This window comes from Pedobacter sp. ASV1-7, assembly GCF_040203335.1.
Taxonomy (GTDB): domain Bacteria; phylum Bacteroidota; class Bacteroidia; order Sphingobacteriales; family Sphingobacteriaceae; genus Pedobacter.
On sequence record NZ_JBEHBV010000007.1, the window covers coordinates 313069 to 327994 of the forward strand.

The following is a 14926-nucleotide window of genomic DNA, read 5'->3' on the forward strand; positions in this document are numbered from 1 at the left end:
CATTTGATGAAATTAGTTCCCTTAATATCATTTCTTTTATCTGTGATGTGCTTTAATCTGAGAGCTCAGGAGACTTTTATTCCATATGGAAAAATCACTTTTGAGAAGAAAGTAAATCTTATTCGCTCATTGGAAAATTCAAATATCCCAACAGAAGCGATGGAGGGTATCAAAAAATATGTTGTAAGCACTTGGGAGTTCTATTTTACTCAAAGCAAATCACTATATAGACAAGAAAAAAAAGACGTTGAAGATAATAACCCTGCTTTTTTAACATTTTCAAACAGTAAGCTAAACAATGAAATTTATACAGACTACAGCAATAATAAACGTGTAATAAAACGCAGCATTATGGATGAGAATTACTTGCTGACGGATACAATACCAAAGCTGAATTGGAAAATTATGCATGACATAAGAAACATTGCAGGTTATGAATGTCGCAAAGCCGTCGGAGTAATATATGACACTGTGTATGTTGTAGCTTTTTATACAGATGAGATATTGCTTCGTGGGGGACCTGAAGGCTTTAGTGGTTTACCAGGTACAATTCTTGGCCTGGCAATTCCCAGATATAACACTACTTGGTTTGCAACAAAAGTTAATGGATTTGAAAATCATGCTTCAAAAATTGTACCTGCAGTTAAAGGAAAAAATATAGAAACAACTAAAGATTTAGACAAACTGATCGAATTATTTACCCGCTACGATCAGAATAAAAAGGAGAAAGCTGAAGAAGCAAAAAGAAAACTTTACGGCTTTACGCTGTAACATTTTATGTGAGAACACATTACCATTAGTTTTTAATAATAGATATTTTTTATAAAAGGCTCTCCCTCCTTTGGTTTTAATTGCTAACTTTGTATCCCGTACAAAAACTACAATGTAGCTGTAAAAATGCTGCATTGTTTCAGAAAATCACAAACATGACTAAGTATATTTTTGTTACGGGCGGTGTTACTTCCTCACTAGGTAAGGGCATCATCTCCGCTTCATTAGCCAAATTATTACAAGCACGCGGCTATAGTGTTACCATCCAAAAGTTTGACCCTTATATCAATATTGATCCGGGAACATTAAACCCTTACGAACATGGGGAATGCTATGTTACCGAAGATGGTGCAGAAACGGATCTCGACCTTGGTCATTATGAACGCTTTTTAAATGTTTCCACCTCACAGGCTAACAACGTTACTACAGGTCGCATTTATCAGAATGTAATCAACAAAGAAAGACAAGGAGAATATCTTGGTAAAACTGTGCAGGTAGTTCCTCATATTACGGACGAAATTAAAAGGAACATGCGTTTACTGGGCGAAACAGGTAAATACGACATCGTAATTACTGAACTTGGTGGTACAGTAGGCGATATTGAATCTTTGCCATTTATTGAAGCTGTACGCCAGTTTAAATGGGAAGAAGGTGCACACAATGCTATCGTAATTCACTTAACACTTATTCCTTATCTTGCAGCTGCTGGTGAATTAAAAACAAAACCAACTCAACACTCTGTTAAAGCATTATTAGAATATGGTATTCAACCAGACATCCTGGTTTGCCGTTCTGAACATCATATCTCTTTAGAGATCAAAAAGAAAATTGCACTTTTCTGTAATGTCAACGTAAATGCAGTAATAGAATCACTTGATGCATCTACCATTTATGATGTTCCATTATTGATGATGAAGGAACAACTGGACAAAACTGTATTGAGTAAACTTAAACTTGCACAACGCAATGAACCAGACATGGAAAAATGGAAGGAATTCCTTGGCCGTTTAAAAAATCCAACATCTGAAGTAAAAATTGGCTTGGTTGGTAAATATGTTGAACTTCCTGACGCATATAAATCTATTATTGAATCTTTTGTACACGCTGGTTCTAAAAACGAATGCAAGGTAAAAGTAGAATATATACATTCTGAAAGTATTTACCCTGAAAATGCTAAAGAAAGACTTGCGCATCTTGATGGTGTACTGGTTGCCCCAGGTTTTGGAAGCCGAGGTATTGAAGGAAAAATTGATACCATTCAATATGTAAGAGAAAATAATGTCCCATTTTTTGGAATATGCCTGGGTATGCAATGTGCTGTTATTGAATTCGGACGTAATGTTTTAGGCTTAAATGGTGCAAATACTACAGAAATTGACGAAGAAACTGTTCATCCTGTAATCAACATGATGGAAGATCAGAAAGGCATAACTGCAAAAGGTGGTACTATGCGTTTAGGCTCTTACCCTTGTGATTTGAAAAAAGGTACAAAAGCATTTGCTGCTTATGGTAAAACTCACATTACCGAGCGACACAGACATCGTTATGAATTTAACAATGCATACCTGAAACAATATGAAGAAGCAGGAATGACAGCTTCAGGCACTAATCCAGAGACAAGTCTTGTTGAGATTGTTGAACTAAAAAATCATCCTTTCTTTGTTGGCGGACAGTTTCACCCTGAATTAAAATCAACAGTTGCTAATCCTCACCCACTTTTTGTTAAATTTGTCGCCGCTGCGATGGAGTTTGCGAAGAAGAAAAAAAAATAATACGCGTTTAATTAACAATAATGGATAGAAATACGTTTACAGGGTTGTTCCTGATCATGATCGTTTTAGCAGGTTCTTTCTATTTCTTTAAGCCTACCGAGGCTGAAATGAAATCAATAGAGGCAAGAAATACTGCTGATTCCCTAAAAAAAGCCGGAGTTGTTACTACTCCTACCTCAACTGCTGCAGCCTTACCTGCAGTTCCAGATTCTGCACAATTAAATGGTCCATTCGGGAATAATATTACTGGAACAGTGCAAACCAGTGTTCTTGAAAATGAAAACTTAAAAGTTACTTTCAGTAATAAAGGAGGTAAAATATTATCAGTTCAGGTTAAGGGTCAAACAACATACGATGGTAAACCAGTTATTTTGTTTGACGGGGACCAGAATAAGTTTGGATTAAACTTAAATATTGACGGCAAAATTGTGAGCACAAATGATCTGTATTTTACAGCTACCCAAAATGCTGGCAATATCAGCATGCGAGCTAATTATTCTGCTGAAAAGTATATTGAATATGTATATGATTTAAAACCTAAGAGTAATCAGGTTGGTTTTAATATTAATCTGAATGGATTAAACCAGGTTATTCAGGGTAACAATATTGCTTTAAACTGGGAAACGACCTTACTTGAACAAGAAAAATCAGGTAAAAAAGAACAGGAACATTCTGCTCCTTATTACAAATATGTTGACAAAACTCCTGATCATCTGAATGTGATGAAAGATGAAGAAGAGGAATTAAAAGAAGGTAAAATTGAGTGGTTCTCTTTTAAACAGCATTTCTTCTCTGCAGTAATGATTCCTGCAGTTCCTTTCGAAAAAGGCAACCTTGCTGTTAAAGTTAGTATTGAGCCTGGAAAAATTAAATGGTACGGTGCAACTATGCAGATGCCATTTAATCAGCTGGCAGCACAGAGCTACGCAATGAGCATCTACTTTGGAACAAATAAGTTCTCGACTTTAAAAGCTCAAGGACATGAGATTGAAAAACAGGTAGACATGGGATATTGGCCATTAAAATACATTAACAGATTTATTGTATTGCCGGTATTTAATTTCCTTGAGGGTTTTGGATGGAATTATGGTTTGATTATTTTAATCCTTACCATCTTGTTAAAAGTTGCAATGTCGCCACTAACTTACAAATCATACATTTCAATGGCCAAAATGAGAATTTTGAAGCCGGAAATGGATGAGGTAAAAGCTAAAGTTGGTGAAGACAATCCTACATTATTACAACAGGAATACCTAAAGCTTTACAAGCAAGTCGGTGTAAATCCACTGGGGGGTTGTTTGCCAATGCTGCTGCAGTTGCCTTTTGTAATGGCCTTCTTCTTCTTCTTCCCTAACTTATTTGAATTAAGAGGCGAGTCATTCCTATGGATGAAAGATCTTTCTACTTATGATGATTTTATCAAGTTTGGATTTAATATTCCATTTATTGGTGATCACTTAAGCTTGATGTGTTTATTAATGACTGTGTCTACATTAATCTATACTTATTTTAATAACCAGATTTCTGGAGCAACCGGACAAATGAAATATATTGGTTACATTATGCCAATTATCTTTTTAGGGGTATTGAATAGCTACCCTTCTGGTTTGAACTATTATTATTTCCTTGCTAATATGTTGACCTTTGCTCAACAGTTCTTAATCAAAATGATGGTTGATGATGAGAAAATTCACAGAACATTACAGGAAAATAAAGCAAAACCAGCAGATCAGAAAAAGAAATCTAAGTTCCAAACCAGATTAGATGATTATATGCGTCAGCAACAACAAGCTGCTGCACAACAGAAAAAAAATAAATAGTTATTCTTAAATACTTACAGAAGCCGCTTTCTTTAAACAGAAAGCGGCTTCTTTGTTTATTGTAAAATTTGACGTACAATACAGATATCTGTTTAAAAATTCCAATTTTTAAACTTTAAAGCCAAAAGCTTATTAATTCAATCATTAAACATGTTAAAAAAACTGATTCCTCTAGTATTGGTATTTCTTACCAGTCTATCTTTTGCACAAAAGAAACCATTAAACCATACTGTTTACGACAATTGGGAAACTATAGGTACAAAGCAATTATCTAATAATGGATTATGGGCAGGATATAGCATTAACAAGCAGGCAGGTGATGCTGTTTTACATCTGAATAACCTGATGGCTAATTCAAAACTGAATATAGCCAGAGGAACGACACTAAACTTCAGCGCCGATTCAAAATATGCTGTTTTTGCAATCAAACCCCTATTTACTGATATCCGGGATGCAAAAATAAAAAAGAAAAAACCTGAAGAATTAACCAAAGATACTTTGGGAATAGCTAACCTAAACACACTAGAAGTTGCTAAAATACCAAGGGTAAAATCTTTTAAGATACCAGAGGAAAGTTCCATTTTCATTGCTTATCTATTGGAAAAACCAATTGATACTGCTAAAAAGAATAAAGTAGCAGATACAAAAGGTAAAGCTGAAGGAACGGATCTTATTGTTAAAAACCTGATCACTGGAATTGAACGCACTTTTAAATATGTTACTGATTATAACTTCAATAAAAATGGAAAACAATTAGTTTTTAGTTGCTCAGGTTCAAAAAAAGACAAATCAGCACCAATGGGTGTTTTTCTTTACAATACTGAAAAAAACAGCTTAAAAACGCTCGTGGCTGGAAAAGGAAACTTCAATGGCTTTACTTTTAATGATGACGGTGAATATCTTGCATTTTTAGGAGAACGCAGCCCTGAGAAAAAAGAAATTAAAGATTTTAGCATTTATTACCACTCTCCTACACTAGACACGGCTCAGGTATTGGTAGACAATGATATTCCAGGCATCCCGACAAAATGGGCTGTTAGTGGCGATGGGAAACTAAATTTCAGTAAGGATGGATATAAGCTATATTTTGGTATTGCTCCAGTAAAAACACCAAAGGATACTACATTAGTTGATTTTGAAAATGCTAAACTAGATATCTGGGGCTATAAGGATGATTATTTGCAACCTATGCAACTCAAAAATCTAGAAAAGGATCTTAAAAAATCTTACTTATCTTCAATAGAAATCTTTAGTAGCAATCCTAAAGTTACTGCATTAACAGATGAAAAATTGCCTGATGCTTTCCAGGTTAATGAAGGCAATGCAGACTTTGTTCTGGCCTATACTGATTATGGTAATAGAGTTCAGATGCAGTGGACAGTTAACCCTATAAGAGATTATTACCTCGTAAATACAAAAACCGGTGTAAGAAAAAAAATTATTGAAAACCTATCAGGTTATGCAATGCCATCTCCAGCAGGAAAATACATTATATACTTTGACAAAAATGCCTCAACCTGGTTCACATATAACGTTGAAACAACTAAAGTCACTCGCTTAAACAGTGGTACAGATGTTAAATTCGTTGAAGAAGACCATGATATGCCTGATGCACCTTCTGCCTATGGTATTGCTGCCTGGACAGCAGATGATAAAGCTGTATTGATTTATGATCGTTATGATATATGGGAATTTACACCAGATGGAAAAAATCCAGCCGAAAATATCACGAATGGATTTGGAAGACAAAATAAAATTACTTTCAGATATGAAAAAACTGACCCTGAAAGCAGATTCCTGGACAAAAAACAAGTCATTTGGTTAAAAGCATTCAATAATATCACTAAAGAATCAGGCTGGTACAAAAAGAACATCAATAACAACAGTAACCCAGAACTGGTAATCATGGAAAAGATGTCTTATTCAAATCTTGTAAAAGCTAAAGATGCTGAACGTTACATTTTTGATAAAGCAAATTATGTAAACTCTCCAAATGCATTCGTATCAGTAGATATAAAAACACAGATTCAACTTAGCCATACCAATCCACAGCAAAAAGATTATAACTGGGGTACTGCTGAACTTGTAAAATGGACTACACCTAAAGGTTTTAATGCTGAAGGAATAATATACAAACCAGAGGACTTTGACCCGAATAAGAAGTATCCTATGATTGCTTATTTTTATGAGAAGCTTTCCGATGGATTATACAATTATCAGCCACCAGCACCTACCCCATCCAGGTTAAACATTCCTTACTTCGTAAGCAATGGGTATTTGGTTTTTGCTCCGAATATTAGCTATGAAGAAGGCTATCCGGGAAGGTCAGCAGAGGAATACATCAATTCTGGAGTCGAATCATTAAAGAAAAACGCATGGGTAGATGGAACTAAAATAGGTATACAAGGTCAAAGCTGGGGCGGTTACCAGGTTGCTCATCTGATTACCAGGACCAATATGTATGCTGCTGCCTGGTCAGGTGCTCCGGTAGTAAATATGACCTCTGCTTATGGAGGAATGCGTTGGGAAAGTGGTATGAACAGACAATTTCAGTATGAAAAAACACAGAGTAGAATTGGTGCGACATTATGGGAAAAACCAGAATTGTATATAGAAAATTCACCATTGTTCAAATTACCCAATGTGAATACCCCTGTAGTAATTATGGCAAATGATGCTGATGGAGCCGTACCATGGTATCAGGGTATTGAAATGTTTACAGGCTTAAGGAGATTAGGTAAACCTGTATGGTTATTAAATTATAATAATGAAGCGCATAATTTAATGCTGAGACAAAACAGAAAAGACATACAAATCAGAGAACAGCAATTTTTTGATCATTATTTAAAAGGAGCAAAAGCACCTGTATGGATGGTAAATGGTATTCCTGCTACAGAAAAAGGAAAGACATGGGGTTTTGAGTTAACTGATGAAAAACCTTAATTTAAAGCAGAGATATTAGAATCAAAACTTTAAATTTAAGGCCTTAACTAAATCATGTTTAATGGCATTAAGTAGAATCTGGTCGGCCTTTATTATCGTTGCCATTGTGGTAGCGAGTATAAAGTGTTTCTTTTTTGGACAAAGTGAAATTTTTAACTGGATGATCATTGGTAAAGCTGATGATCCTACAAATCCTTTAAAACTTGATGGAGTAATTGAAACCTGCTGGACTGCTGTAAATATATGCTTAAAGCTGATTGGCATTATGGCTTTATTTATGGGCTTTATGAGTATTGCCGAGCGTGCAGGAGGTATCAGACTGTTATCGCGCATCATTGGCCCATTCTTTTCTAAACTGTTTCCTGATGTCCCTAAAGGACATCCAGCTACTGGCCACATGGTGATGAACTTCTCTGCTAACTTGCTGGGACTTGACAATGCAGCCACTCCTTTTGGTTTAAAAGCAATGGAGAGTCTGCAAGAACTTAACCCGAGTAAGGATACAGCATCCAATGCACAAGTCATGTTTCTATGCTTACATGCATCGGGATTAACGCTTATCCCGGTAAGTATCATTGCTATAAGAGCTTCTTTAAATTCAACTAATCCTACAGAGATTTTTATTCCGTGCATGATTACGACATTTGTAGCTACCATGGCAGCCATGTTTATTGTTTCATTTAAACAGAAAATCAATATTTTTCAACCTGCAATTTTAAGCTGGGTATTGGGTATTTCAGCAGTCATTGGCGCTTTGGTTTTATATCTCGTTACTTTAAACACACATGAACTTCAATCTTTTTCTGGTATTCTGAGTAATGGTTTATTACTTCTGATATTCCTCCTGATTGTTTTAGGCGGCGTTTACAAAAAGATTGATGTATTTGATGGATTTATTGATGGTGCTAAAGGTGGTTTTGATACAGCAATAAGAATTATCCCCTACCTGGTAGGTATGTTAATCGCCATTAGTTTATTGCGTACCAGTGGCACATTTGATATTATACTTGATGCCTTAAAAAGTTTCTGCGTATATCTTGGAGCAGATTCAAGGTTTATTGATGGTATTCCAACTGCATTAATCAGACCTTTGAGTGGTGGTGGAGCACGTGGAATGATGGTGGATACAATTACAACTCATGGGGCCGATTCATTTGCCGGCAGGTTATCCAGCATTTTACAAGGCTCATCTGATACAACTTTTTATGTAATTGCTGTATATTTTGGTGCTGTAAATATTAAAAATACACGTTATGCTATCGGCGCTATGTTATTGGCAGATTTAGTTGGTGTATGTACTGCAATTGGTTTATGTTACATGTTTTTCGGATAACAAATAATTGATTATAAATAAAGCGGTTGCATCAAAAAAATCGATACAACCGCATTACTTCCAACAACAAAACACATCATAACAAACTGAAGATCAACGCTCTATTAAGATGAACCCTACAACTTATATGAGTCTTCTATGAGTATTGTATGAGTATCCTATGACTTCATATGACCCCGGGTCATATAAAATACTGTTTAAAGGCCTTTTTAATACTCTTTTCTTTACTGACTTAAAGCAAAGCTGATTGGAATATTATACTTTACGCGAACTGGTTTACCGTTTTGTATGCCAGGTATCCATCTCGGACTAGCTTTTAATACCCTGACAGCTTCCTCATCTGTACCATATCCTAGCTTTCTTTCTATTTTGATATCAGTAAGTGTGCCGTTTTTTTCGATAATGAAAGACAAGAATACTTTCCCTTGTATATTTTGTTCCTGTGCCATTGCCGGGTACCTTATTGCTTTAGAAAGATAGTTATAAAACTTGTCCATACCACCCGGATAAGTAGGTTGTGTTTCCAATGGTTCAAATGCTCCATAAACTGTATTATCTTCTACAACATTAGCATTTTTTGGGCCTTCACCCGGTGTACTGATGACTACCAATGTACCATCCTCCTCACCCGCTAATGTTTTTTGTCCAGGATTAGCTATTGCCAGATCTTTAATCTGAACTGGTTCAACATCAATTACCTTATCGTCTTCTACAACTATAGGCGGTGGAAATTTAATCTGATTTTCTCTTGCAGGCGGAGGTTCCACAGCAGCAGGCGGTGGCATTTCCGGATTTACCGGTGGTGGAGATTGTATAGTAACCTCAGTTTTACGATCAGAAACAAACTCTGTTGTCGTATTCCCTTTAATCAGACGAATAATTTTTGGAGATAAAAACAGTAAAATAAATAGCGTCCCTGCTATAAATAAAGCCTTTAAAGTATTTAACGAATTATCCCTCCGTAAGGCATAAGCTCCGTAAGTTTTATTTTTCTGATCAAATACTACATCAAGCCATTCATTGCCAAATAAATCGATTTTTGAACCCAACATTGCTTTAAAATTTAGATTAAACATTATACCATTGATTCAGCTTCTGAGATCTCTATGAAGAGAACCTGATGCTTATTTATAGTCTGATGCTAATTTGTTGGGCTTTCCATAAGCCAAAAGAAGAAATAAATTAAATTTAGAATACCCGGGGACAAATAAACGATCTGGGCACACGACCAAAAGTAAAGCCCATAGTTAATTCATGAGATCCATTTTGATTACTCCCTAACTTACTGGTCACATAATCATATGAATAACCGATCCTAAAACGCTCACTTACAAAAATCTGTACAATTCCAGATATAGAATTTTGTTTCCCCAGGTCAAGATCGTTGATCCCTTTTTTCCATAATCCGAAACCGGTTCTAAAAGATCCCCCAAGCCATAGTTTATCGTTAAAGATGGTCATCACATTCATATCTAAACTTGTTGGCCCTCTAAAATCCTCTTTAATCATTAAGCTAGGCCTAACTCTCATTTCTGGAGAAACATTAATCAAACTCCCCGCAATAAGATAAGCGTGCCTGCTTCTGGAAATATTAAAGGCGGGCGACCTTGTCGTATTGGTTGCCTCACCATTATAAAAAGCATCAAGTACAGATAGCCCAACATACCAATAGTCAGAATTGTAATATACTCCCAGTCGCAAATCAGGTTTTAGATGACTTTCATTATCTAACGCAATTGCCTGATCTCCACCTTCAGAAGTATTTAGCATTTGTCCATCCAGATTATATTGTACAACCCCCACACCTATTCCAAAACTTAGTCGCTGGGTGTCGTCATCATTAAGCTGTAATCGATAAGCATAATTTCCTGTAACTGATGTGGTGAACTGCGGTCCTATTTTATCGGAAGTAACCTGGAAACCGATTCCCATTTTTCTATCTCTGGGGTCAACAATGCCATCAATAGAAATGACACCTGTTTTTGGTGCCCCCTCTACTCCCAACCATTGAGAGCGTAGTGCCATCTGTACAAACCATTCTTCTTTATAACCAGCATATGCCGGATTTACACTTAAGCTGTTAAAAACATATTGAGTGAACTGAATATTTTGTTGTGCAATTGATTGATCTGAAAATAAAAGATGCAGCAATAGGAAAACGATTGTACATTTCACACTCTTTACCATCTTTACCTTGATCTCCATATCCAATTATCTTTTAATTAATACCCAACTTCGGCGTGTATCTTCTACTTTGCCTTTTCTCAATTTCAGCACATAGAAATAAGTACCATCATTCAGACCATTTCCATCCCATTCATTTTTATAATTGTGGTTTCTATAAACCTCATCACCCCAACGGTTATAAACAAAAAGGCTCACCCCTTCATAGTTTTCTAATCCTTTGATTAAGAAACTATCGTTTTTACCATCTCCATTTGGGGTAAAAGTATTTGGAATTTCAAGAGGTGGAGGTACAATATCAATTCTTACTTCTGCAGGATTTGAAGGCAGAACATTCATATCATGAATTTTATAGGTGAACCTATCTGATCCAAAGAAACCTTTATTTGGCTTATAAGTAACTTTCCCATCTTTATCAACCACGATAAGTCCATTTGAAGGTTGAGTAAGCACCTCTACAGATTCTGTATTTAAAGGAAACAATGCGGGTCTATCGTTTTTAACTATAGAAAGCACGACTTCTTCATCTGCCTTAGTTGTACCATAATCATCAATTGCTATTGGATACCTGATCAGACTAACAACTGTTGGATCATCGTTAAATTCAGTCGTACCAGATATATCAGTAACTTCTTTTCCTGGTATTGTATACCCACTAATCGTGGCTGTATTTGTTGTCGTTCCTGCAACCTTTTCTTCTTCTGTAAAAGTGTATTTTAAGGACTCAGTAATTGATTCTCCAGGAGCAAGTGTAGTTTGTTTTAATCTAATTGGCTCTGTGAATTTAAGATCTGTCAAAACAAGCTTGTTAAGCGTTACATTTCCTGTATTTTTTATTTTAAATGTATAAGTAACTGTCTTAAAATCTCTATCCATTTTCCCCGTTTTAACAAGGCTTATAGAAGGATTATTTTGTAAATCAACTTCCACTCTATCTTCAATTTGCGAGGGAAACTCTAATGATTTCACCTTTGCAATATTGATGATTTTTCCGGTTCCTATTACTGGAATTCCTTTGTTATCAAGGTCGTTTTGTGTAATTGTATATGTTCTTTTATATATCCATGATTCACCCTTTTCTAAAATTCCATTACTATTATCCCCTACAGGCTGATTCAATATTCCACCAAACATTTCATCATTAACCTGTACCTGTGTATGACTTGCATTTCCATTATTACGTACTGTAATGGTATAGGTTATTTTGTCTCCCACTTCCGAAACAACATTTTTATCAGCAGTTTTAGTGATCGAAAGATCTATACATATCGGTACTTGAACTGTGATAGTAAAAGGAGTACCTGGACAATCACCAGTTTCTGCTACCGGTATCACGGTATATACTACGTTTTGCACTACTGCTGATGTATTAATCAATGTTGCAGAAATATTGCTTCCCAGACCACTAGTCGCTCCTATTACATTAGCAGAACTTACAGTCCAGGTAAAGCGCGCTGGTATTGCATTCCCACCGTTTGCAATATTATTTACGTTATCCTGAAGATTATAAATAAAGCTTGATTGGGAGCAGCTAAGTGTGTTAATCTGATCATTATATCCTTTCGGTATTTTATTTGCGATTACAGCGACTGATTCTGAGATTTCACTACTACAGCCTGATGCATTTGTCACTTTTACAGCGTAATTTCCGGGCGCATTTACCTCAAGAGTTTTATTTGTTGCCCCAACGATTAAATTATCGTTTCTATACCACTGATTACCGTTTGCTGATGATGAAGTCAATGTTACAAAACTGCCCTCGCAGAATGTTAAATCATTGGCATTTACTATAATTGTTGGAATGGGTGGCAATGGGTTTTCCACTACCGTAACACCAGCAGAAACCATATAACATCCATTCGCATCTGTAAACCGAACCGTATATACACCAGACTCAGTAGCTACATATTTTTGATCGGTTGCTCCAGTTATTATTGAACCATCTTTATACCATTGGTTGCCCACAGCTGATGAGGAAGTCAGTTCCACGGAACCTCCATCGCAGAAAGTTAACAGGCTTGCATCAACATTAATTGTTGGAGCTGGTGGCAATGGATTTTCTACTACCATGACACCAGCAGAAACCATATAACATCCATTCGCATCAGTAAATCTAACCGTATACACTCCAGACTCAGTAGCAACGTATTTTTGATCGGTTGCTCCGGTTATTATTGAACCATCTTTATACCATTGGTTGCCCACAGCTGATGAGGAAGTCAGTTCTACAGAACCGCCATCGCAGAAAGTTAACAGGCTTGCATCAACATTAATTGTTGGTGCAGGTGGAAGTAGATTTTCTAACACTGTAACACCAGCAGAAACCATATAACATCCATTGGCATCTGTAAACCGAACCGTATACACACCAGACTCAGTAGCTAGATATTTCTGACTGGTAGCATCAGTAATCAGCACGCCGTCTTTGTACCACTGGTTGCCAGTAGCTGATGAGGAAGTAAGTTCTACTGAACCTCCATCACAGAAAGTTAACAGGTTTGCATCAACATTAATTGTTGGTGCAGGAGGCAATGGATTTTCTAACACTGTAACACCAGCAGAAACCATATAACATCCATTCGCATCGGTAAACCGAACTGTATATACACCAGATGCTGTAGCAACGTATTTTTGACTGGTAGCATCAGTAATCAGCACGCCGTCTTTGTACCACTGGTTACCCACAGCTGATGAGGAAGTAAGTTCTACGGAACCTCCATCACAGAAAGTTAAAAGGTTCGCATCAACACTAATTGTTGGCGCCGGAGGCAATGGGTTTTCTACTACCGTCACACCAGCAGAAACCATATAACATCCATTCGCATCGGTAAACCGAACCGTATATACACCAGACTCAATAGCTACATATTTTTGGTCGGTTGCTCCGCTAATTAGCACGCCATCTTTGTACCACTGGTTACCCACAGCTGATGAGGAAGTCAGTTCTACAGAACCGCCATCACAGAAAGTTAACAGGTTTGCATCAACATTAATTGTTGGAGCTGGTGGCAATGGGTTTTCTAACACTGTAACACCAGCAGAAACCGTATAACATCCATTCGCATCAGTAAATCTAACCGTATACACTCCAGACTCAGTAGCTAGATATTTCTGACTGGTAGCATCAGTAATCAGCACGCCGTCTTTGTACCACTGGTTGCCAGTACTAGCAGAAGAAGTCAGTTCTACAGAACCGCCATCGCAGAACGTTAACAGGTTTGCATCAACATTAATTGTTGGAGCTGGTGGCAATGGATTTTCTAACACTGTAACACCAGCAGAAACCGTATAACATCCATTCGCATCGGTAAACCGAACCGTATATACACCAGACTCAGTAGCTAGATATTTCTGACTGGTAGCATCAGTAATCAGCACGCCGTCTTTGTACCACTGGTTGCCAGTACTAGCAGAAGAAGTCAGTTCCACGGAACCTCCATCACAAAAAGTTAACAGGTTCGCATCAACATTAATTGTTGGCGCCGGAGGCAATGAATTTTCTAACACTGTAACACCAGCAGAAACCATATAACATCCATTGGCATCTGTAAACCGAACCGTATACACACCAGACTCAGTAGCTACATATTTCTGACTGGTAGCATCAGTAATCAGCACGCCGTCTTTATACCATTGGTTGCCCACAGCTGATGAGGAAGTCAGTTCTACAGAACCGCCATCGCAGAAAGTTAACAGGCTTGCATCAACATTAATTGTTGGTGCAGGAGGCAATGGGTTTTCTACTACCGTAACACCGGCAGAAACCGTATAACATCCCTTAGCATCTGTAAACCGAACCCTATATACACCAGACTCAGTAGCTACATATTTTTGATCGGTTGCTCCGGTTATTATTGAACCATCTTTATACCATTGGTTGCCAGTACTAGCAGAAGAAGTCAGTTCCACGGAACCGCCATCGCAGAAAGTTAACAGGTTTGCATCAACATTAATTGTTGGTGCAGGTGGCAATGGGTTTTCTAACACTGTAACACCAGCAGAAACCGTATAACATCCCTTAGCATCTGTAAACCGAACCGTATATACACCAGACTCAATAGCTACATATTTCTGATCGGTTGCTCCGCTAATTAGCACGCCAT

The 14926-nt window shown here is 37.0% G+C and carries 8 protein-coding genes; 5 read left to right on the plus strand and 3 right to left on the minus strand.

What is annotated here, in order from left to right:
• Positions 1 to 6 precede the first annotated feature (6 nt).
• The 5 genes from ABDJ41_RS17350 (at position 7) to ABDJ41_RS17370 (ending at position 8639) form a co-directional block, all read left to right on the plus strand.
• Positions 7 to 771, plus strand: coding sequence for a GLPGLI family protein (locus tag ABDJ41_RS17350; protein WP_349787345.1), 765 nt, complete (start codon positions 7 to 9; stop codon positions 769 to 771).
• Positions 772 to 926: 155 nt separating this feature from the next.
• Positions 927 to 2543 (plus strand): CTP synthase, encoded by a 1617-nt coding sequence (gene pyrG / locus ABDJ41_RS17355; RefSeq protein WP_349787346.1) that lies wholly within the window; start codon positions 927 to 929, stop codon positions 2541 to 2543.
• 20 nt (positions 2544 to 2563) lie between these two features.
• Entirely contained in the window at positions 2564 to 4363 is a 1800-nt protein-coding gene (gene yidC / locus ABDJ41_RS17360) for a membrane protein insertase YidC (protein ID WP_349787347.1), read from the plus strand.
• A gap of 150 nt (positions 4364 to 4513) precedes the next feature.
• A complete protein-coding gene (locus ABDJ41_RS17365) occupies positions 4514 to 7306 on the plus strand; it encodes a S9 family peptidase (protein WP_349787348.1) in 2793 nt (930 codons plus the stop codon).
• 61 nt (positions 7307 to 7367) lie between these two features.
• Complete coding sequence (locus ABDJ41_RS17370) at positions 7368 to 8639, plus strand: spore maturation protein (protein ID WP_349787349.1); 1272 nt, start codon at positions 7368 to 7370, stop codon at positions 8637 to 8639.
• Between the two features lie 224 nt (positions 8640 to 8863).
• Here ABDJ41_RS17370 and ABDJ41_RS17375 read toward each other — a convergent pair whose 3' ends face one another.
• The 3 genes from ABDJ41_RS17375 to ABDJ41_RS17385 form a co-directional block, all read right to left on the minus strand.
• Positions 8864 to 9715 carry an energy transducer TonB gene (locus ABDJ41_RS17375; RefSeq protein ID WP_349787350.1) on the minus strand — a complete coding sequence of 284 codons (852 nt, stop codon included), beginning with the start codon at positions 9713 to 9715 and terminating at the stop codon, positions 8864 to 8866.
• 112 nt (positions 9716 to 9827) lie between these two features.
• The gene (locus tag ABDJ41_RS17380) at positions 9828 to 10844 is read right to left on the minus strand and encodes a PorP/SprF family type IX secretion system membrane protein (protein ID WP_349787351.1); all 1017 of its coding nucleotides are present in this window, start codon (positions 10842 to 10844) and stop codon (positions 9828 to 9830) included.
• Between the two features lie 6 nt (positions 10845 to 10850).
• A partial coding sequence (locus ABDJ41_RS17385) for a CLIPPER-2 domain-containing protein (protein WP_349787352.1) occupies positions 10851 to 14926 on the minus strand: 4076 nt, incomplete at its 5' end.